Here is a 20,784-nt window from a genome sequence, read left to right as displayed (position 1 = left end):
TGCGGATGCGTCGCCCTGTCGTACGGAGTCTCGCAGTCCTGGCGGTCGGTGCCGCCGTGGTGTCGGTGGCGGCGGCCGCGCCGCCCGGCGCACTCGACCGGCCCGCCCCGCACACGGCCAAGGTCCCGGAGGCCGTCGGCCACGGCGGCGCCGTCTCCAGCGTCGACCCCGACGCCTCCGCCGTCGGCATCGAGGTCCTGAGGAAGGGCGGCAACGCCGTCGACGCGGCCGTCGCCACCGCCGCCGCCCTCGGCGTCACCGAGCCCTACTCCGCCGGCATCGGCGGAGGCGGCTACTTCGTCTACTACGACGCCCGGTCCCGCACCGTGCACACCATCGACGGCCGCGAGACCGCCCCGCTCACCGCCGACTCCGGTCTCTTCCTGGAGAACGGCGAGCCGATCCCGTTCGCCGAAGCCGTCAGCAGCGGCCTGAGCGTCGGCACGCCCGGAACACCCGCCACCTGGCAGCGGGTCCTCGACGCATGGGGCAGCAGAAGCCTGGGCTCCGTCCTGGAACCCGCCGAACGCCTCGCCCGCGACGGCTTCACCGTCGACGACACCTTCCGCGCGCAGACCGCCGCCAACGAGACCCGCTTCCGCTACTTCCCCGACACCGCCGAGCTGTTCCTGCCGGGCGGTGAACTCCCCGTCGTCGGCTCCACCTTCAAGAATCCCGACCTGGCCCGCACCTACGCCGAGTTGCGCCGCAAGGGCGTGGACGCCCTGTACCGCGGCGATCTCGCCCGGGACATCGTGAACACGGTCAACAAGCCGCCCGTGGACCCGGATTCCGGGTGGAACGCCCGCCCCGGCGACCTGTCCACCCATGACCTGGCCGCCTACCGCACCAAGTCCCAGCCGCCCACGAAGACCTCGTACCGCGGCCTGGACGTCTACTCCATGGCACCGTCCTCCTCCGGCGGCACCACGGTCGGCGAGGCCCTCAACATCCTGGAGCGCACCGACCTCTCCGACGCGAGCGACGTCCGGTACCTGCACCGCTTCATCGAGGCCAGCCGCATCGCCTTCGCGGACCGGGGCCGCTGGGTCGGCGACCCCGCCTTCGAGGACGTACCGACGAAGGAACTGCTCTCCCAGCGGTTCGCCGACGCGCGGGAATGCCTCATCAAGGACGACGCCGTCCTCACCAGCCCGCTCGCGCCCGGAGACCCGCGCGACCCCGAACCGTGCGCGAGCGGCGGCACGGCCGCCCCGACCACGTACGAGGGCGAGAGCACCACGCACCTCACCACCGCCGACCGGTGGGGCAACGTCGTCGCCTACACCCTCACCATCGAGCAGACCGGCGGCAGCGGCATCACCGTGCCCGGCCGCGGTTTCCTGCTCAACAACGAGCTGACGGACTTCTCCTTCGCCCCGGCCAACCCGGCCGTGCACGACCCGAACCTGCCGGGCCCCGGCAAGCGGCCGCGGTCGTCCATGTCGCCGACCATCGTGCTCGACCGCCACGACCAGCCCGTGGTGGCGCTCGGCTCACCCGGCGGCTCGACCATCATCACCACCGTGCTGCAGACCCTGACCGGCTTCCTCGACCGGGGACTGCCGCTGGTCGACGCGATCGCCGCACCGCGCGCCAGCCAGCGCAACACGGCCCAGACGGAACTCGAACCCGGCCTGTACGACAGCGAGTTGCGGCGGAGCCTGGAAGCCATCGGGCACTCCTTCCGGCAGAACCCGGAGATCGGCGCCACCACCGCCGTCCAGAAACTGTCGGGCGGCAAGTGGCTCGCGGCGGCCGAGAAGGTCCGCCGGGGCGGCGGCTCGGCCATGGTCGTCCACCCGGCCCGCTAGACACGCGCAGGGGGCGCCCCCGTCCGGGGCGCCCCCTCCAGCTCACAGCTCGGGCGCCGGCAGCTCCTGCGTGCGGAACGTCAGGTGCCCGTCCTCGGCGTCCACGGTCACCCGGCCGCCCTCCTGGATCCGGCCGTCGAGCAGCAGCCGGGACAGCTGGTTGTCGACCTCCCGCTGGATGGTGCGGCGCAGCGGCCGGGCGCCGTACTCCGGCTGGTAGCCGCGCTCGACCAGCCAGTCCACGGCCGCGTCGGTGAAGTCGACCGCGACGCCCTGCCCCTTCAGCCCGCGCCGGGTGCTCTCCAGCAGCAGGTCGGTGATCCGCCGCAGCTCCTCGGGGGTCAGCTGGCGGAACACCACGACCTCGTCGATCCGGTTGAGGAACTCAGGCCGGAAGTGCTCCCGCAGCGGCCGCAGGACCTGTTCCCGCCGCGCCTCCTCGTCGGCCTCCGCGCCGCCCGCGGCGAAGCCCAGGGTGGCGCCGCGCCGGGTGACGGCCTCGGAGCCGAGGTTGCTGGTCATCACGATGACGGTGTTGGTGAAGTCCACCGTCCGGCCCTGCGAGTCGGTCAGCCGGCCGTCGTCGAGGACCTGCAGCAGGATGTTGAAGACGTCCGGGTGCGCCTTCTCCACCTCGTCCAGCAGAAGCAGCGAGTACGGGTGCCGGCGCACCACCTCGGTCAGCTGCCCGGCCTCCTCGTGCCCCACGTAACCGGGCGGCGCACCCACCAGCCGGCTGACCGTGTGCCGCTCCTGGTACTCGCTCATGTCGAGCCGCACCATCCGGTCCTCGCTGCCGAACAGCGCCTCCGCGAGCGCCCGCGCCAGCTCCGTCTTGCCGACGCCCGTCGGCCCGAGGAACATGAAGCTGCCGATCGGCCGGTGCGGACTGGCGAGCCCCGCGCGCGAGCGCAGCACGGCGTCCGAGACGACCCGCACCGCCTCGTCCTGGCCGACCACCCGCTGGTGCAGGTGCTGCTCCAGACCCAGCAGCCGGTCCTTCTCGTCCTCGGTGAGACGGCTCACCGGGATGCCCGTCTGCCGGGCCACCACCTCGGCGATCGCCTCGGAGTCCACCCACAGGCTCTGACCCTCGTCGACCTCGCCGTCCCCGCCGGCCTCCGCGATCCGCCGCTTCAGCTCCACGATGCGGTCCCGCAACTGCGTGGCCTGCTCGTACTGCTCGTCGGCGACCGCCTGGTCCTTGTCACAGGTCAGCTGCTCGACCTCACGCTCCAGGGCCCGTACGTCCGTGCCCTTGGTGCGGGCCCGCAGCCGCACCCGGGCGCCGGCCTGGTCGATCAGGTCGATGGCCTTGTCCGGCAGCCGGCGGTCGCTCACATAACGGTCGGACAGGTCCACGGCCTTCACCAGCGCCTCGTCGGTGTAGCGGACCTGGTGGTGGGCCTCGTAGCGGTCGCGCAGACCGCGCAGGATCTCGATCGCGTCGGCGGGCGTCGGCTCCGGCACCATGATCGGCTGGAAGCGGCGGGCCAGCGCGGCGTCCTTCTCGATCCTGCGGAACTCCTCCAGCGTGGTCGCGCCGACGATGTGCAGCTCGCCGCGGGCCAGCGCCGGCTTGAGGATGTTGCCGGCGTCCATCGAGCCGCCCTCGCCGCCGCCTCCGGCGCCGACGACGGTGTGCAGCTCGTCGATGAAGATGATCAGCCGGTCGGAGTGGGAGCGGATCTCCTCGACGATGTTGTTCATCCGCTCCTCGAAGTCGCCGCGGTAGCGGGTCCCGGCGACGACACCCGTCAGGTCCAGGGCCACCACGCGCCGGCCGAGCAGTACGTCGGGCACGTCGCCCTCGGCGATCCGCTGCGCCAGCCCCTCCACCACCGCGGTCTTGCCGACGCCCGCGTCACCGATGAGCACCGGGTTGTTCTTGCCGCGCCGGGAGAGCACCTCCACGGTCTGCTCGATCTCCTCGTCCCGCCCGATCACCGGGTCGATGCGGCCCTCGCGGGCCAGCGCGGTGAGGTCACGGCCGTACTTGTCCAGGGTCGGCGTGCCGGTGGCCGGGCGCGGACGTTCGGGCCGCGCCTGCTGTGCCTCCGGGGCCTCCGGCGGACCGGAGGGAGCGAACCGGGCCGCGTTGAGGATGTGCCCGGCGGCCGAGTCGGGGTTCGCGGCCAGGGCGCTGAGGACGTGCTCCGGGCCGATGTAGCCGGCGCCGCTGGCCCGCGCCATCTCGTGCGCGTCCAGCAGGGCCCGCTTGACGGCCGGCGTCAGGGACAGCGACGTCGGCGGCGGCGCGTCGCCCGGCCCGTGCTGGACCGGCCCGGACCGGTCGTCGATCTGCGACGCCAGCGAGTCAGGGTCGGCGCCCGCCCGGCTCAGCAGGCTCCGGGTCGGCTCGGCGGCCAGGGCGGCGCGCAGCAGGTGCTGGGTGTCCAGGTCGCGGCTGCCGTGCTCGGCGGCGTACTGGGCGGCGCCGCGCACCAGCTCCCGGGCGGGCTGGCTGAGCAGCCGGCCGATGTCGATCTGGCGGGGGCGCTGTCCGCCGAAGAAGCGGGCGAGGAATTCTGCGAAGGGGTCGCCCTCCGGGCCGACGAAACCACTCGTCATCGTCATCCGTTCCTTCGCTGGGTCGACGTGCCGGGGCCGGGTAACCCGGTCCGGGCTCGCTCATGCCACGATGACACGTTCCGTTCCGGCGGGCATGTCAGGAGACGGCGACCGGGCAGGTCGGAGGGCGCGGGCAGGGGTGGTCGCGACGGCCGGACGGGAGGCTTGGGCGGGCCGGTCGGGACGGTCGACGGGACGGCCGTGGGCGGGCCGGTCGTCAGGGCTCCGTGGCGATCGGTCGGAGGGTGGCGGCGGGCACGGCACGAAGATCGCGGGGAGACCGGCGGCGGGCGCGTCATGGAGACCGCGGAGAGCACGCGGCGGCGGGTGGGTCAGGAAGGGTACGGGGTCCGGCTCGTCGGCCGGGCGTCGTCCGGGCGGGTCATCTGGCTCGCGGCCAGTTCCCGGTAGAGCGGGCTGGTGGTCAGCAGCTCCTCGTGCCGGCCCTGTCCGACGGTGCGGCCGCCGTCCAGGACCACGATGTGGTCGGCGTGCCGCACGGTGGACAGGCGGTGGGCGACGACCAGCAGCGCGCACTCCCGGGACACCTCACGCATCACCCGCGTCAGCGCCGCCTCGTTGATCGCGTCCAGGTGCGAGGTGGGCTCGTCCAGCAGCAGCAGCGAGGGGCGCGCGAGCAGGGCCCGGGCCAGCGCCACACGCTGCCGCTCCCCGCCCGACAGGGTGCCTCCGCGCTCACCGACCACCGCGTCCAGCCCGCCGGGCAGCCGCTCCACGACGTCCCGCAGCCCCGCCATGTCCACCACCCGCCACAGCTCCGCCTCCGGTGCGTCGGGCACGGCGTAGGCGATGTTCTCCCGCAGGGTGCCGTGCACGACGTGGGTGTTCTGGTCCACGACGGCGATGCGACGCCGGCACGCGTCCCGGCCGAGCTCGCCGGCCGGACGGCCGTCGAAGAGCAGGACTCCCGCGTCCGGCTCGTAGAAACGGGCGACCAGCGCGAACACCGTGCTCTTGCCTGCGCCCGAGGGGCCCACCAGGGCGACCTGCCGGCGTGGCGGGACGGCGAACGACACCCCGCGCAGCACCGGCCGGTGCGGGTCGTAGCCGAAGTGGACGTCCCGCAGGGTGAGCGCGGGCGGCTCGCCGCCCTCCTCCGGGACCTCGCGGAGGAGCCGGACGGGTGCGGGCGCGGCGGTCGGCCCGGTGTGTTCGACGGGCAGGCGCATCGCCTGCTCGATGCGCCGGTGGGCGCCCATGCCGCGCTGGATCAGGCCCACCGCGTGGAACACCGAGGACAGCGGCAGGACGAGGTACGAGGCGTACAGCAGGAAGGCGACGAGGTCGCCGAGGGAGCCGGACCGGCCGCCCACGCGCAGACCGCCGACGACGAGGACGATGAGGAACGAGCCCTGGACGGCGAGTTCGACGGCGGGGCTCATGACGGACGCCAGCTTCGCGGTGCGCACGCCCGCGTCGTGCGCCTCCTGCACCCGCGCGCCCACCCGGGCCGTCTCCCGGGCCTCGGCGCGGTGCACCCGGACCATGGGCAGCGCGCCCAGTGCCCGCTCCAGGTCGGCGGCGATGGCGCCGACCGCGTCCTGCATGCGTTCCGAGGCGAAGCGGATCGCCTTGAGCAGCGAGGTGACGACACCGGCCGCGACGGCCACGGTCAGTACCACCAGGAGCAGCAGCAGCGGGTCGATCCACGCCATCAGCACGATCGCGCCGGCGGCGACGATGCTTCCGGTGACCAGGTCGGCCAGGGCCTGCGAGACGACCTCGCGCAGCAGCGTGGTGTCGGCGGTGACCCGCGAGACGAGGTCGCCGCCGCGGTGCCGGTCGTGGGCGCGCATCTCCAGCCGCAGCAGCCGGTCCACCAGGCCCAGGCGCAACTGCCGTACGACGCCTTCGCCCATGCGTTCCAGGAGGAACCGGCCGACCGAGCCGGTCACCGCCTCGGCCACGAACAGCGCGCCGAGCAGGGCGAGCAGGGGCCAGACGACCTGACCGTGGCCGCTCGCGTCGACGGCGTCGCGGGCCACGAGCGGCTGCGCGAGACCCAGGGCGGAGCCGGCCAGGGTCAGGACGACGGCCACGGCGACCGCCCGACGGTGTCCGGCGGTGAGGCGGTAGAGCGTGCGCACCGCCGCCCGCGTGGACCTGTCGCCGTCCGGGGGTGCCGGTGCGCCGGGTGCCGGCACACCGGCCGGTGTCTCGTCCCCGGCCGGTGCGCCGGTGCTCGGTTCGGTGGTGGCCGGTTCGGTGGTCATCGGGTGGTCGGTTCGGTCGTGGCCGGCTCGGCGGTCATGCGGCGGTCGGTTCGGCGGTCGTGGGCACGGCGGTCGTGGGCACGGCGGTCATCGCGGCGGCGGGTCATCGGGCCGGCGGACGGGCGGGTGGTTCGACGGCGACCAGACGGGCGAAGTAGCCGGCCGGCACGCCTTCGCCGACCGGGCCGCCCTCCGCCTCGATCCAGGCGTGTGCGGTGAACGGCGGCACGACGCGCACGCCCGCGCACCAGGTCGGCCACCGGCCCCGCAGCCGGCACAGCAGCACCGCGCCCAGGGAGCGCGGCAGGCATCCCTTCGGTCCGGTGCAGCGCAGGCTGACCGCGCACAGGGCGTCCCGGGCGGCCTGCGCCTGCGCGGCGGTGGCGGGTGCCGCACCGCGCCGCAGCAGGCTGAGCACGGCGCGGATGCGGCGCGGCGGCAGCAGGGCGAGCACCACGGCCGGCAGCAGGACCAGCCGGGCCGCCAGGCGCCGCCCGAGCGGCACACCGGTGGGGCGTTCCAGCGCGCTGGGTGTCGTCATGAGGCCAGGCCCGCCTCACGCAGGTCGGCGACGAGCGCCTCCACGTCCCGCAGCGCCTGCTCCCGCTCGATGTCGAACGTGCGGGTCAGCGCGGTGGCCGCGTCGGCCGGCTCGCCACCGTCCAGCAGAGTGCGCACCACCAGCGTGGCGGTCGGGTTCAACTCCCAGTAGGTACCGGCCCGTTCGTCCAGGAGGACGGTGCCGTAGTCGGTCTCGGCCGTGGAGACGTGCGCGTCGAAACGCAGGGGCATGACATCGCCTTTCTGTGCCGCGAGGTGACCCCCGCGGCCCTGGAGGGCTACGGAATACGGGTACAGGTTCTGCTGCCGCTGCGGGCCAGCCCGCGCAGCCACACCTCGGCGGCGATCGTCGAGTAGAGGATGGCGTCGGACAGTCCGGGAGACGCGGGCCGGCGGGCGAGGCGGCGCAGCTCGGCCCCGTCCACCAGGCCGAGCCGTTCCAGCCGGGAGTCCTCCCACAGCGTCAGCAGGTCGCCGCGGTTCTCGCGCAGTCCGTTGGAGGCGTCCATGGAGGCCGTGGCCTTGTTCGTGCGGCGCAGACAGGCCTCGGGGACCACGCCGCTCATCGCGGCGGTCAGCACCGGCTTGTACCGGTACGGCGTGACGCGCTCGGCCGGGCGGACGGCCAGGCACGCCTCGACGACCCGGTCGTCCAGGAACGGCGAGGCCAGCGGCAGGCCGGCGCGGGCCGCCATGTGGTCCCACTGCCGGATGACACGCGTGGTGGAGCGGATCTGCTCCAGGTCCGCGTGCATGCCGCGGTCGGGGTGCAGGGGCACGGCCGTCGCGGCGGCGTCGAGGATCGCCCGCCGGGCCAGCCGCTCGGCGTCCGTGGTCACCCAGTCGAACACCCGCGGCGCCATGCCCCAGCCGAGGGCGGTGGCGACGGAGGGGACGGCCGGTTCGCGCAGCCGGTCGGCCGCGTCGGCGAGCCACCTCCCGTACGGCCGCGTGTCCGCCAGGGCGCGTACGGTGCCGCCGAGCGGCCACTGCCACAGCGCCCGGAAGCCGCGCAGCTGCCGCAGGGCGTGCGTCGGCCGGGTGCGCAGCAGGCGGTGGTAGTACGCCTCGGAGCACCAGGCGACGTGGTCGCCGCCGATGCCGGTCAGATGGACGCGGCTGCCGCGCGCGGCGAGTTCCGGCAGGTGGTGCAGGGCGCGGGAGCGGTCCATGACGCCGATGGTGGGCTCGTCCAGGACGTCGTCGATCGCGAGCAGGTCGTCGTAGACCAGCGGTGAGGCGTCGGCGTCCCAGACCACGTGCTCCACGTCCGGGAGGTGCCGGGCGGCCTGCTCGGCCCAGTACAGGTCGGTGTCCGCCGGGTCGCGTCCGGGCCAGGTGCCGGCCACCACGCGGGCGGGGGAGCGGTCGGCGAGGAAGCAGACGGACGTGGAGTCCAGGCCGCCGGACAGGTCGCAGCTGACCGTGCCGCCGCGCCGGGTGCGCGCGTCGACGGCCTCCTGGAGCGCCTCGCGGACGCCGTCGGCCGCCGCGGCCAGCGGCACCACCGGCTCCGGCGGCGTCCACCAGCGGGTGTGCCGCGCGGTGCGCCCGTCCGCGGCGACGACCACCGCCTCGTGCGGGGGCACGGCGGTGACCGCGGGCCACAGGGAGGTCTCGTACAACGGGTACGGGGCGGGCCACAGGAGCCGAACGGCGAGTTCCGCCGGGTCCGGGTCGAGTCCGCGGGCGTCGGCGAGGATGTCGGCGCGGGTGGCGGCGACCCGGGTGCCGGCGATCTCCGTGTGGAAGACCAGCCGCAGGCCGGAGGCCGTGCCCTGCACGCGGATCCGCCCGTCCAGGGCGGCGACCAGGTGGAAGCTGCCCGGCAGGGAGCGGGCCAGCGCGTCGACCTCGGAGAGGTCGCGCAACTGCTCGGCCCTGCGCCGCAGTTCGTCCGCCTCGACGGGGCAGCAGCCGATGACGGCCAGGGCCGTGTCCCGGGCGCGTACCACGACGGCCTCGTCGTCCTTCCAGTGGCCGACCAGCCAGGGCCGGCCGGAGGGGTGGTTCACGGTGCGGCAGCCGGGCGGGGAGAAGGAGCGGGCCACGGCGGCCGCCTCCTCGCGGTCGGTGAGGACCGCGAAGTGGGCGTCGCCGGGGCCCGTCCCCGCACTTGCGTGCAGTGGTGTCATGACGTCGGGTGGGAACCGTCGTCCGTCAGTTCTTGCTCAGGATCAGGCGGTCGTTGCCGGCCCGGCCCAGGAGACCGGTCTCCTTGCGGAACGTACCGAGGCGGACGAGGGTCGGCGCTTCGTAAGCCTTCTTCACGACTGCTCCTCACTGCTGGTGACTGCCCGCTCCCCGGGGCGAGGAGCGGTGCGGCACTTAGCTAGCGGCAGAACGGTGCGGAAGGGCAAGGAGATACAGAAAAGTAAGACCATATGTGAATGCCGGGTGATGTCGCTTGTCATCCGGTCCGGTTGTGTCGAGTGGCCGGGGCGCGTCCGGTCGTGGGGCGCTCGCGCACTTGTGTGAAGAAACGTCACCACGTCGGCCTTCGTGGCGGCTGCATGGTCGGGCGCGCGGGGGTGCGACTCGGATGCGCGGGGGAGCCGCTGGGGCGCGCTCGCCATGGTCCGCCGCACACCACGCTCGTGGCGGCGCGGAGCCGGCCGCGGACGTCCATGGCGTCGCGTGCCGTCACGGCGTGTGGTGCGGCGGTGGTGAGCGTGGCCGGCACGCCGCGTTTTCGGTTCCCTTGTGCCAATTACTATACCGGTATTAGAATGAGGTCATGGTGCGCACCCCTCTGACCCCCGAAGAGCGCGAACGCGGCGAGCGGCTCGGCCGGCTGCTGCGCGAGGCGCGCGGCGGCCGCAGCATGACCGAGGTCGCGGCGAGCGCCGGGATCTCCGCCGAGACCCTGCGCAAGATCGAGACCGGACGGGCGCCGACCCCGGCGTTCTTCACCGTGGCCGCCGTCGCGGGCGCCCTCGGGCTGTCCATGGACCGACTGGTGGAGAGCTGCGAGCCGAGCGCACCGGTCGCCGCCTGAGCCCCGCGTCCGGGACGCCCGCTCGGCATCCCGCCGGAAAACTCTCCGTAGCGCGTCCGTAACACGGCGGGTGTTACCTACGGAGCTGAGTACTCCGGACGTGGCGGGAGCTGGCTATGGAAGCGGAGCAACTCCCGGTGCCGGTACGGGAGTTCACTGACTGTCTGCGTGATCTGCTGGCGCGCCTGGACGGCACCGGCGGCTGGTGCGCGGTGTTCTGGCGGCGGGACCCCGACGGCATGCGCGCCTGCCTCGACGGCCGCGAGGCGCCACCCTGGGACGTGATGGAGTCACTGCTCCAGGACTTGGCCGCCGCGTACGGTTCCGCCGTCGCCGTGTCCGAGACGGCGAGGGTCCGCACCCTGCACGCGGCCGCGCTGGCCGCGCACGACGCGCGTCCCGGGGCCCGGGAGGCGCTGCGCGACCGGCTCGACGTCATGCTGCGCGAGCAGCGGTACGCGGCGGAACGCCGGGCGCGGCTCACCCGCCGGCTGGCCTCCGCCGCCACCCGCGAGGAGTCCGAGGCCGCCGCCCTCGACCTCGCCTGGGCCGAGGACGACCACCGGCGCGCCACGGCGCGGTGCGCGGAACTCACCGCCCGCGCGACCGCCCTCGCCCGGCACGGCGCCCCACCGGACGGCCCGCTCCCGGCGCCACGGTCCGCCGCCTCCCACGACCCGGGGCACGCCCCGCCCGGTGTGCGGCAGCGGACAGGCGTACCGCGGACCGGACACTCCGGGACCGTACGCCGCGCCGCCCCGGCACCCACGACCCACCTCCCGCCCGCACCCCAACCCACACCGGCGACCCACCTCCCGCCCGCACCCGCACCGGCGACCGCGCCGGGCCCCGAACCCGCCACCACACGCGAACCGGAGCAGCCCGCCCTCGCATTCGAACCCGAGCAGCCGGCCCCCGCATCCGAACCCGAGCAACCCGCCTCCGCCGTCCCCGCCACTCCCGCCACCCCCACCCCGTCCAGGCAGCGCCCCCGGCGGCGGCGCGGCGGGGCGAGGTTCGCCGGGGTGGAGGAGACGGACGTGGCCGCCGTCGTCGTGCCCGCCGCGAGCGCCCCGGAGGTGCCCGTCGCGCGCGGGGCGCGCTTCGCCGGGGCCGCCGGCGCCGTGGGGGAGGGGCGCGAGGAGCGGGCCGAGGTGCACGCCGACCCGGTGGACCGGCAGGAGGCCGCGCGGATCGTCGGGGTGCTCGGGCGGCTGCGGAGCCAGGGACGCAGCGGGGAGGCGCACGCACTGCTGACCGAGGCCGCCCACGGGCCCGCCGCCCGGTATCCGCTGCTCGCCGACGAGTTGCGGCGGGCCCGGCTGGACGCCGACTGGGCGACCCTGCTGTGGGAGGCCGCCTCGCTGCCCGCCGGCCGGCTGGTCGCCGCGGCCGACGCGCTCACCGCGGCCGGCCTGACGGACGACGCGGAACAGGTCCTGCGGCACGGCGTGGTCCGGCCGGCCGACGAGATCGGTCGGGCCGTGCTCGCCCTGACCGCCGAGGACCGCCACCGCGAGGCGCGGGCCCTGCTCGACGCCTGCGTCCGCACACGCACCCCCGAGGACACGGCCCGCACCGCCGCCCCCGACCCGCAGCGCCTCGTCCCCCTCCTGCTCGCCGCCGCCCGGCACGTCTCGGACGAGCGGCACTGGGATCTGCTGCACGCCCTGCGTGTCGCCGGACTGACCGCCTGACCGGCCCCGGCGGCCCGCCCCGCTCACCCACAGGGGTGTCAAACACGATCGACTCCCCGGCCGTGGCGACGATGGTCTTGGCAAGGCCGCCCGAGAGGCTTACGTTCGTCCCTCTACGGCCCTTTTCTACGGGCGTAGAGGCGCTGACGTCGCGTCGAAGGAGCAACGCATGACCCACGTCGTACGTGCCGCTCTGGTCCAGGCCACCTGGACCGGCGACACCGAGTCCATGCTCGCGAAACACGAGGAGCACGCCCGCGAGGCGGCCCGGCGGGGCGCGAAGGTCATCGGGTTCCAGGAAGTGTTCAACTCCCCCTACTTCTGCCAGGTCCAGGACCCCGCGCACTACCGCTGGGCCGAGCCCGTGCCCGACGGACCGACCGTCCGCCGGATGCAGGACCTGGCCCGCGAGACCGGCATGGTGATCGTCGTGCCGGTGTTCGAGATCGAGCAGTCGGGCTACTACTACAACACCGCGGCCGTGATCGACGCCGACGGCACCGTCCTCGGCAAGTACCGCAAGCACCACATCCCGCAGGTCAAGGGCTTCTGGGAGAAGTTCTACTTCCGGCCCGGCAACCTCGGCTGGCCGGTCTTCGACACCGCCGTCGGCAAGGTCGGCGTCTACATCTGCTACGACCGCCACTTCCCCGAGGGCTGGCGGCAACTCGGCATCAACGGCGCCCAGTTGGTCTACAACCCCTCCGCCACCCACCGCGGCCTCTCCTCCCACCTGTGGCGGCTGGAACAGCCGGCGGCCGCCGTCGCCAACGAGTACTTCGTCGCCGCCATCAACCGCGTGGGCGTCGAGGAGTACGGCGACAACGACTTCTACGGCACCTCGTACTTCGTCGACCCGCGCGGACAGTTCGTCGGCGACGTCGCCGGCGACACCGAGGAGGAACTCCTCGTCCGCGACCTCGACTTCGACCTCATCGAAGAGGTGCGGCAGACGTGGGCCTTCTACCGCGACCGCCGCCCCGACGCCTACGAAGGGCTGGTACAGCCGTGACCGACGACCTCCTCGGCCGCCACCGCGGCGTGCTCCCCGACTGGCTCGCCCTCTACTACGAGGAGCCCATCGAGATCACCCACGGCGAGGGCCGCCACGTCTGGGACTCCGCCGGCAACCGCTACCTCGACTTCTTCGGCGGCATCCTCACCACCATGACCGCCCACGCCCTGCCCGAGGTCACCAAGGCGGTGAGCGAACAGGCCGGACGGATCATCCACTCCTCCACCCTCTACCTCAACCGGCAGATGGTCGAACTCGCCGAGCGCATCGCCCAGTTGAGCGGCATCCCGGACGCCCGGGTCTTCTTCACCACCTCCGGCACCGAGGCCAACGACACCGCCCTGCTGCTCGCCACCACCTTCCGGCGCAGCAACACGATCCTGGCGATGCGCAACAGCTACCACGGCCGCTCCTTCGGCGCCGTCGGCATCACCGGCAACCGCGCCTGGTCCCCGACCTCCCTCTCCCCGTTCCAGACGCTGTACGTGCACGGCGGCGTGCGCACCCGCGGCCCGTACGCGGCGCTCGACGACTACGACTTCGTCGCCGCCTGCGTCGACGACCTCAAGGACCTCCTCGGCCACACCCGCCCGCCCGCCGCGCTGATCGCCGAACCGATCCAGGGCGTCGGCGGCTTCACCTCGCCGCCCGACGGCCTGTACGCGGCCTTCCGCGAGGTGCTGCACGAGCGGGGCATCCTGTGGATCTCCGACGAGGTGCAGACCGGCTGGGGCCGCACCGGCGAGCACTTCTGGGGCTGGCAGGCACACGGACGCGGCGGGCCGCCCGACATGCTGACCTTCGCCAAGGGCATCGGCAACGGCATGTCCATCGGCGGCGTCGTCGCCCGCGCCGAGATCATGAACTGCCTGGACGCCAACAGCATCTCCACCTTCGGCGGCACCCAGGTCACCATGGCGGCCGGCCTGGCCAACCTCACCTACCTGCTGGAGCACGACCTGCAGGGCAACGCACGCCGGGTCGGCGGCATGCTCATCGAGCGGCTGCGCGCCGCCGCCGCCCACGTCCCGGCCGTGCGCGAGGTACGCGGACGCGGACTGATGATCGGCATCGAGCTGACCAGGCCCGGCACCGACGAGGCCCACCCCGAGGCGGTGGCCGCGGTCCTGGAGGCGGCCCGCGCGGGCGGACTGCTCATCGGCAAGGGCGGCGGCCACGACACCAGCGCCCTGCGCATCGCCCCGCCGCTGTCCCTCAACGTCGCGGAGGCCGAGGAGGGCGCCGCGATCCTCGAGCAGGCTCTCAGAAGCATCCCGTAGCGGTACACCGAGACAGAAGGACCCCGCCATGACCCCCTGGGAAGCCTCGGCACCGGCCCTGTCGGTCCGGCAGGTCCTCGCGCTGGAGCGGGTCCTCGCCGGGGAGCCCGAGGTGGTCGCCGGCGCCGGCCGCCTCGACCGGCCGGTGCGCTGGGTGCACGTCGCCGAGGCGGCCGACGTCGGCGTGATGCTCAGCGGCGGCGAGATGGTCCTCACCACCGGAGTGCTGCTCGCCGGGGACGAGGACAAGCAGACCGAGTACGTCCGTTCCCTGCACCGTGCGGAGGCCGCCGCCGTGGTCCTCGGACTCGGCCGTGCCTTCCCCGCCCCGCCGGAGGCGATGCGGCGCGCGGCGGAACGCTGCGGACTGCCCCTGGTGGTCCTCCACCGCCCCTTCCCCTTCGCCCAGTTGACCGAGGAGGTCCAGTCCCGGCTGGTGCGGCGCAAGTTCGCCGCCGTCAGCCTCTCCGAGACCGTCCGCACCGACCTCACCGCCCTGATCACCGCCGGCGCCCCGCTGCAACGCCTGCTCGACGAGGTCGCCCGGCACAGCGGCTGCCCCGTCGTCGTCACCAACCTCGCCCACCGGGTCCTCGGCACGGCGGGGGAGCGGCCGGCCGTGGACGACGTACTGCGCGACTGGGACCGCATCGCCCGGCAGGCCGGCGGCGGCGAGGGCGACGGCTGGATCCGCGCCGAACTCGGCGGGCGGGGCGAGCGGTGGGGCCGCATCGTGCTGTGCGGCTACCGCGGCGACAGGGCCACCGGGCGGCTGCTCGCCGACCGCGCCGCCGAGGCGCTCGTGCTGCACCGCATGCTCGGCGGCGGCACCCGCTCCTGGGAGGAGCAGTCCGCGCAGAGCCTGCTGACCGACCTGGTCGGCGGTGCCGTACCGGCCCGGCAGCTGCTGCCCCGGGCCCGCGCGGCCGGACTGCCCGTCAACCGCCGCACCTTCGTGCCGCTCGTCGTGCGCGGCCGGGAAGCGGCCGGACTCGACCGCGTACTGCGCCTGCTGGGCCTGCCCGGCATCGTCGCCGACCTGGCCGGCCCGGTGACCGCCGTCCTGCTCAGCCTCGCCCCCGACCAGGACGCCGACGCGCTCGCCGCGCACTTCGCGGCCCGGCTGCGCGCCGAACCGGACGCCGGCCCGGTCGTGGTGGCGGGCGCCGGCCCGCGCACCTCCTTCGACGAGGTGCCCGCCGGGCTGCGCGAGGCCCGGCACGTCGCGGACGCCGTCGCGGACTGCGCCGCCGCCCTCGACCTGCCGCCCGTGGTCCGGCTCCGGGACGTCCATCTGCGCGGGCTGATCCGGCTGTTGCGGGACGACCCCGAGGTGCAGTCGTTCGCCGAGCGGGAGTTGGACGGCCTGCTGGGCGCACCCGAGGAGGACCTGCTGTCCGTGCTGCGCACCTATCTCGCCACCGGCCGCAACAAGTCCCGCACCGCGCAGCTCCACCACGTCTCCCGGCCCGCCCTGTACCGCCGGCTGGAGGCGATACAGACCCGCCTCGGCGTGGACCTCGACGACTTCGAACAGGCCGCCTCGGTGCACATCGCACTCCTCGCGCACGACGCGCAACAACGCTGAAACAAGCGATTACCTGCGACAACGGCGGTGAAACATGGGCTCGTCGACGGATGACACGGTGACACGCCGCACCCCCGCAGACGTGACACCGTGCACCTCACAGCGCACTCGTCCGCTCCCTAGGCTCGCCGCACACCCAGCGAGCGGAGGTCCCGATGAGCCGAGTGATCCGTGCCGCCGTCTTCCAGACCGCCTGGACCGGCGACAAGGAGTCGATGATCCAGGTGCACGAGCAGGCCGCCCGCGACGCGGCCGCCCAGGGCGCCCAAGTGCTCTGCTTCCAGGAGCTGTTCTACGGACCGTACTTCTGCCAGGTCCAGGACCCGGAGTTCTACGCGTACGCCGAGCGGATCCCGGACGGCCCGATCGTCCAGCGCTTCCGCTTGCTCGCACGGGAACTGGGACTCGTCCTGGTGCTGCCCATGTACGAGGAGGAGCAGCCCGGCGTCCTCTACAACACCGCCGCCGTGATCGACGCGGACGGCACCTACCTCGGCAAGTACCGCAAGACGCACATCCCGCAGGTCAAAGGCTTCTGGGAGAAGTTCTACTTCCGGCCCGGCAACAGCGGCTGGCCCGTCTTCGACACCGCCGTCGGCAAGGTCGGCGTCTACATCTGCTACGACCGCCACTTCCCGGAGGGCTGGCGGGCGCTGGGCCTCGCGGGCGCCGAACTCGTCTTCAACCCCTCGGCCACCTCGCGCGGCCTGTCCGGCTACCTCTGGCAACTGGAACAGCCGGCGGCGGCCGTCGCCAACGAGTACTTCGTCGGCGCCATCAACCGGGTGGGCGCGGAGGAGTACGGGGACAACGACTTCTACGGCACCTCCTACTTCGTCGACCCGGAGGCCCGGTTCGTGGGCGAACCGGCGAGCGACAAGGAGACCGAACTCGTCGTCCGCGACCTCGACCTGGCCAAGCTGCGCGAGGTCCGCGACCGCTGGCAGTTCTACCGCGACCGCGCCCCCGGCGCCTACGGACCGCTGACCGCCCCCTGACAGCACCGAGCACGCGAGGAGAGGGAGCACCATGAGCAGCCGTACCGTCATCCGTGGCGGCCTCGTCGTCACCGCCTCCGACGAGATCCACGCCGACGTCCTGATCGAGGACGGCCGCATCGCCGCCCTCGCCGCCTCCGGCACCCCGGCGGCCGGCGCCTTCACCGCCGACCGCACCATCGACGCCACCGGGAAGTACGTCGTCCCGGGCGGCGTCGACGCCCACACCCACATGGAGCTGCCGTTCGGCGGCACCTTCGCCTCCGACACCTTCGAGACCGGCACCCGGGCCGCCGCCTGGGGCGGCACCACCACCATCGTGGACTTCGCGGTGCAGAGCGTCGGCCGGTCCCTGCGCCACGGCCTGGACACCTGGCACGCCAAGGCCGAGGGCAACTGCGCGATCGACTACGGCTTCCACATGATCGTCTCCGATGTGAACCAGGAGACGCTCAAGGAGATGGACCTGCTGGTCGAGGAAGGCGTGACCAGCTTCAAGCAGTTCATGGCCTACCCGGGGGTGTTCTACTCCGACGACGGCCAGATCCTGCGCGCCATGCAGCGCTCCGCCGAGAACGGCGGACTGATCATGATGCACGCCGAGAACGGCATCGCCATCGACGTCCTGGTGGAACAGGCGCTGGCCCGCGGCGAGACCGACCCCCGCTTCCACGGCGAGGTGCGCAAGGCCCTCCTGGAGGCCGAGGCCACCCACCGCGCCATCCGCCTCGCCCAGGTCGCCGGCGCTCCGCTGTACGTGGTGCACGTGTCCGCCACCGAAGCGGTCGCCGAACTCGCCCGGGCCCGCGACGAGGGCCTGAACGTCTTCGGCGAGACCTGCCCGCAGTACCTGTTCCTGTCCACCGACAACCTCGCCGAGCCGGACTTCGAGGGCGCCAAGTACGTGTGCAGCACACCGCTGCGGCCGAAGGAACACCAGGCCGCGCTGTGGCGCGGCCTGCGCACCAACGACCTCCAGGTGGTCTCCACCGACCACTGCCCCTTCTGCTTCACCGGCCAGAAGGAACTCGGCCGCGGTGACTTCTCCAAGATCCCCAACGGCCTGCCGGGCGTGGAGAACCGCATGGACCTCCTCCACCAGGCCGTCCTCGACGGGCACATCACCCGCCGCCGCTGGATCGAGATCGCCTGCGCCACCCCGGCCCGGATGTTCGGCCTCTACCCGAAGAAGGGCACCATCGCGCCGGGCGCCGACGCCGACGTCGTCATCTACGACCCGCACGCCGAGCAGGTCCTCTCCGCCGACACCCACCACATGAACGTCGACTACTCGGCCTACGAGGGGAAGCGGATCACCGGCCGGGTCGAGACGGTCCTCTCGCGCGGAGTGCCCGTCATCACCGAGCGGGAGTACACCGGGCGCGCCGGACACGGCGCCTACACCCCGCGGTCCACCTGCCAGTACCTCACCTAGGAGCGCCGCCCATGGACTTCGGACTCGTCCTGCAGACCGACCCGCCGGCCTCGCGGGTCGTCAGCCTGATGAAGCGCGCCGAACGCAACGGCTTCACCCACGGCTGGACCTTCGACTCCGCCGTGCTGTGGCAGGAACCCTTCGTCATCTACAGCCAGATCCTCGCCCACACCACGACACTGAAGGTCGGCCCGATGGTCACCAACCCGGGCACCCGCACCTGGGAGGTCACCGCCTCCACCTTCGCCACCCTCAACGACATGTTCGGCAACCGCACCGTCTGCGGCATCGGCCGCGGCGACTCCGCGATGCGCGTCGCCGGCCGCAAACCCAACACGCTGGCCCGGCTCGGCGAGGCGATCGACGCGATCCGCGACCTCGCCGAGGGGCGCGAGAGCGAGGTCGACGGGCAGCCGCTGCGGCTGCCGTGGGTGAGGGACGGGAAGCTGCCCGTCTGGATGGCGGCGTACGGGCCGAAGGCGCTCGCCCTCGCCGGACGGAAGGCCGACGGGTTCATCCTCCAGCTCGCCGACCCGTACCTGACCGAGTGGATGGTGAAGGCCGTCCGCGCGGCGGCCGTGGAGGCGGGTCGTGACCCGGCCTCCGTCACCATCTGCGTCGCCGCCCCGGCGTACGTCGGCGACGACCTGGCGCACGCCCGCGAGCAGTGCCGCTGGTTCGGCGGCATGGTCGGCAACCACGTCGCCGACCTGGTCGCCCGCTACGGCGAGCACTCCGACATGGTCCCCGAGGCGCTGACGGCGTACATCAAGGAACGCCACGGCTACGACTACAGCCACCACGGGCGGGCCGGAAACCCCTCCACTGACTTCGTGCCCGACGAGATCGTCGACCGGTTCTGCCTGCTCGGGCCGGCCGAGGCGCACATCGAGAAGCTGAAGGCACTGCGCGAGCTGGGCGTGGACCAGTTCGCCGTGTACGACATGCACGACGCGCAGGAGACGACGATCGACGCGTACGGCGCGGAGATCATCCCGGCACTCAGCCGCTGACCGGTACCTCCGCCGAAAGGCACGCCCATGACCGCGACCGTCCCGCCCACGCCGTCAGAGCCGTCCGGGCCGTCCGGGCCGTACGCGCATCCCATACCCGACCCGGCGGGACGCGTCGAACTCCCGCCGGGCGTCACCCTCACCGACAGCCGCTTCGTCAACGACGACCTGCTGCCGGTGCCGCTGGCCCGCCGCCGCTGGACGACGTACAACTTCACCGCGCTGTGGGTGGGGATGGCGCACAACATTCCCTCCTGGCTGCTCGCCTCCGGTCTCGTCGCGCTCGGCATGGACTGGAAGCAGGCCGTGTTCACCATCGCGCTCGCCAACGTCATCGTGCTCGCGCCGATGCTGCTGACCGGTCACGCGGGCCCCAAGTACGGCATTCCGTTCCCGGTGCTGGCGCGCGCCTCGTTCGGGCTGCGCGGCGCGAACCTGCCGGCGATGATCCGGGCCGGGGTGGCGTGCGCCTGGTTCGGAATCCAGACCTGGATCGGCGGGCAGGGCATCTTCGTGCTGCTCGGCAAGCTGTTCGGCGGCTGGACCGAGGCGTCGGAGGTCGGGGGCCAGCCGTGGACGCTGTGGGTGTGCTTCGTGCTGTTCTGGGCCCTCGAACTGGCCATCATCTATCGGGGCATGGAGACCCTGCGCCGGTTCGAGAACTGGGCCGCGCCGTTCGTCATCGTGGGCGCGCTGGTGCTGCTGGCCTGGGTCGCGCACAAGGCGGGCGGCCTCGGGCCGCTGCTCGACCAGCCGTCCCGGCTCGGCTGGGGCGCCGACTTCTGGCCGGTGTTCTTCCCGTCCCTGATGGGCATGATCGCCTTCTGGTCGACCCTCAGCCTGAACATCCCCGACTTCACCCGCTTCGGCGCGGGCCAGCGCGCCCAGGTGTGGGGCCAGACCCTCGGACTGCCCACCACCATGACCCTGTTCGCGCTGCTGTCCGTGTTCGTCACGTCCGGCTCGCAGGCGGTGTACGGGGCCCCGGTGTGGGACCCCGTCGCGCTCGCCGCCCGGACCGACAACGTCTTCGGGCTGCTCTTCGCCCTGGTGACGGTGCTCGTCGCCACCATCTCGGTGAACATCGCGGCGAACGTGGTCTCACCGGCGTACGACCTGGCGAACCTGGCGCCGCGCTTCATCGGCTTCCGCACCGGCGCACTGATCACCGGTGTCGTCGGCGTGCTGATCATGCCGTGGAAGCTCACCGAGACACCCGAGCTGTACATCTTCACGTGGCTCGGCCTGGTCGGTGGGCTGCTCGGCACCGTCGCCGGGATCCTCATCGCCGACTACTGGCTGGTCCGCCGCACGGCCCTGGACCTGCCCGGCCTGTACACGCCCGGCGGACGCTACTGGTACACCTCCGGCTGGAACCTGCGCGCCGTCGCCGCCTTCCTGCTCGGCGGAGTGCTCGCGGTGGGCGGCTCCCACTCGGCGCCCGGCAAGGGGCCCTTCCCGCAGGACGGGCTGATCCCCTTCCTGAAGCCCCTCGCGGACTACGGCTGGGCGGTGGGTCTCGCGGCGTCGCTCGTCGTGTACGTCGCGCTGATGGCGGGGCACCGGCGCGCGTGAGCGCA

Annotated in this window: 16 protein-coding genes; 10 read left to right on the top strand and 6 right to left on the bottom strand. The window is 73.4% G+C overall.

From position 1 onward, the window contains the following. Nucleotides 1-5: 5 nt before the first annotated feature. On the top strand, nucleotides 6-1,814 hold the full coding sequence (gene ggt, locus FGW31_RS05170) for a gamma-glutamyltransferase (protein WP_142192140.1): 1,809 nt from the start codon (nucleotides 6-8) through the stop codon (nucleotides 1,812-1,814). Nucleotides 1,815-1,856: 42 nt separating this feature from the next. Here ggt and FGW31_RS05165 read toward each other — a convergent pair whose 3' ends face one another. The 6 genes from FGW31_RS05165 to FGW31_RS05140 form a co-directional block, all read right to left on the bottom strand. After that, the gene (locus tag FGW31_RS05165; RefSeq protein WP_142192139.1) at nucleotides 1,857-4,385 is read right to left on the bottom strand and encodes an ATP-dependent Clp protease ATP-binding subunit; all 2,529 of its coding nucleotides are present in this window, start codon (nucleotides 4,383-4,385) and stop codon (nucleotides 1,857-1,859) included. A gap of 332 nt (nucleotides 4,386-4,717) precedes the next feature. Continuing rightward, on the bottom strand, nucleotides 4,718-6,619 hold the full coding sequence (locus FGW31_RS05160) for an ABC transporter ATP-binding protein (protein ID WP_142192138.1): 1,902 nt from the start codon (nucleotides 6,617-6,619) through the stop codon (nucleotides 4,718-4,720). A 103-nt stretch (nucleotides 6,620-6,722) separates the two neighbouring features. Beyond that, nucleotides 6,723-7,160, bottom strand: coding sequence for a lasso peptide biosynthesis B2 protein (locus FGW31_RS05155; RefSeq protein ID WP_142192137.1), 438 nt, complete (start codon nucleotides 7,158-7,160; stop codon nucleotides 6,723-6,725). Further along, a complete protein-coding gene (locus FGW31_RS05150; RefSeq protein ID WP_142192136.1) occupies nucleotides 7,157-7,411 on the bottom strand; it encodes a lasso peptide biosynthesis PqqD family chaperone in 255 nt (84 codons plus the stop codon). Before FGW31_RS05150 ends, FGW31_RS05155 begins: the two co-directional genes overlap by 4 nt. A gap of 47 nt (nucleotides 7,412-7,458) precedes the next feature. Continuing rightward, nucleotides 7,459-9,315 carry a lasso peptide isopeptide bond-forming cyclase gene (locus FGW31_RS05145; RefSeq protein ID WP_142192135.1) on the bottom strand — a complete coding sequence of 619 codons (1,857 nt, stop codon included), beginning with the start codon at nucleotides 9,313-9,315 and terminating at the stop codon, nucleotides 7,459-7,461. A gap of 25 nt (nucleotides 9,316-9,340) precedes the next feature. Further along, nucleotides 9,341-9,451 carry a keywimysin-related RiPP gene (locus tag FGW31_RS05140; RefSeq protein ID WP_107056101.1) on the bottom strand — a complete coding sequence of 37 codons (111 nt, stop codon included), beginning with the start codon at nucleotides 9,449-9,451 and terminating at the stop codon, nucleotides 9,341-9,343. Between the two features lie 466 nt (nucleotides 9,452-9,917). Here FGW31_RS05140 and FGW31_RS05135 point away from each other — a divergent pair, with 466 nt between their 5' ends. From FGW31_RS05135 to FGW31_RS05095, 9 genes are all read left to right on the top strand, one after another. Beyond that, on the top strand, nucleotides 9,918-10,178 hold the full coding sequence (locus tag FGW31_RS05135) for a helix-turn-helix domain-containing protein (RefSeq protein WP_142192134.1): 261 nt from the start codon (nucleotides 9,918-9,920) through the stop codon (nucleotides 10,176-10,178). A gap of 116 nt (nucleotides 10,179-10,294) precedes the next feature. Next, nucleotides 10,295-11,875, top strand: coding sequence for a hypothetical protein (locus tag FGW31_RS05130; RefSeq protein WP_142192133.1), 1,581 nt, complete (start codon nucleotides 10,295-10,297; stop codon nucleotides 11,873-11,875). A gap of 169 nt (nucleotides 11,876-12,044) precedes the next feature. Then, nucleotides 12,045-12,887: a nitrilase-related carbon-nitrogen hydrolase gene (locus tag FGW31_RS05125; protein WP_142192132.1), complete on the top strand. Its 843-nt coding sequence runs from the start codon at nucleotides 12,045-12,047 to the stop codon at nucleotides 12,885-12,887. Beyond that, a complete protein-coding gene (locus FGW31_RS05120; protein WP_142192131.1) occupies nucleotides 12,884-14,170 on the top strand; it encodes an aspartate aminotransferase family protein in 1,287 nt (428 codons plus the stop codon). Before FGW31_RS05125 ends, FGW31_RS05120 begins: the two co-directional genes overlap by 4 nt. Nucleotides 14,171-14,198: 28 nt before the next feature. After that, nucleotides 14,199-15,758, top strand: coding sequence for a PucR family transcriptional regulator (locus tag FGW31_RS05115; RefSeq protein WP_142192130.1), 1,560 nt, complete (start codon nucleotides 14,199-14,201; stop codon nucleotides 15,756-15,758). Between the two features lie 155 nt (nucleotides 15,759-15,913). After that, nucleotides 15,914-16,756 carry a nitrilase-related carbon-nitrogen hydrolase gene (locus tag FGW31_RS05110; protein WP_142192129.1) on the top strand — a complete coding sequence of 281 codons (843 nt, stop codon included), beginning with the start codon at nucleotides 15,914-15,916 and terminating at the stop codon, nucleotides 16,754-16,756. A gap of 31 nt (nucleotides 16,757-16,787) precedes the next feature. After that, nucleotides 16,788-18,191, top strand: coding sequence for a dihydropyrimidinase (hydA, locus tag FGW31_RS05105; protein ID WP_142192128.1), 1,404 nt, complete (start codon nucleotides 16,788-16,790; stop codon nucleotides 18,189-18,191). Between the two features lie 11 nt (nucleotides 18,192-18,202). Beyond that, the gene (locus tag FGW31_RS05100; protein ID WP_142192127.1) at nucleotides 18,203-19,204 is read left to right on the top strand and encodes a TIGR03842 family LLM class F420-dependent oxidoreductase; all 1,002 of its coding nucleotides are present in this window, start codon (nucleotides 18,203-18,205) and stop codon (nucleotides 19,202-19,204) included. A 27-nt stretch (nucleotides 19,205-19,231) separates the two neighbouring features. After that, entirely contained in the window at nucleotides 19,232-20,779 is a 1,548-nt protein-coding gene (locus FGW31_RS05095) for an NCS1 family nucleobase:cation symporter-1 (RefSeq protein WP_142192126.1), read from the top strand. The last annotated feature ends 5 nt before the right edge of the window (nucleotides 20,780-20,784 follow it).

It is taken from the genome of Streptomyces calvus (genome assembly GCF_006782915.1).
Taxonomy (GTDB): Bacteria; Actinomycetota; Actinomycetes; order Streptomycetales; family Streptomycetaceae; genus Streptomyces; species Streptomyces calvus.
The sequence above is the reverse complement of the archived record's forward strand: the minus strand, read 5'-3'. Positions and strand labels throughout refer to the sequence as shown.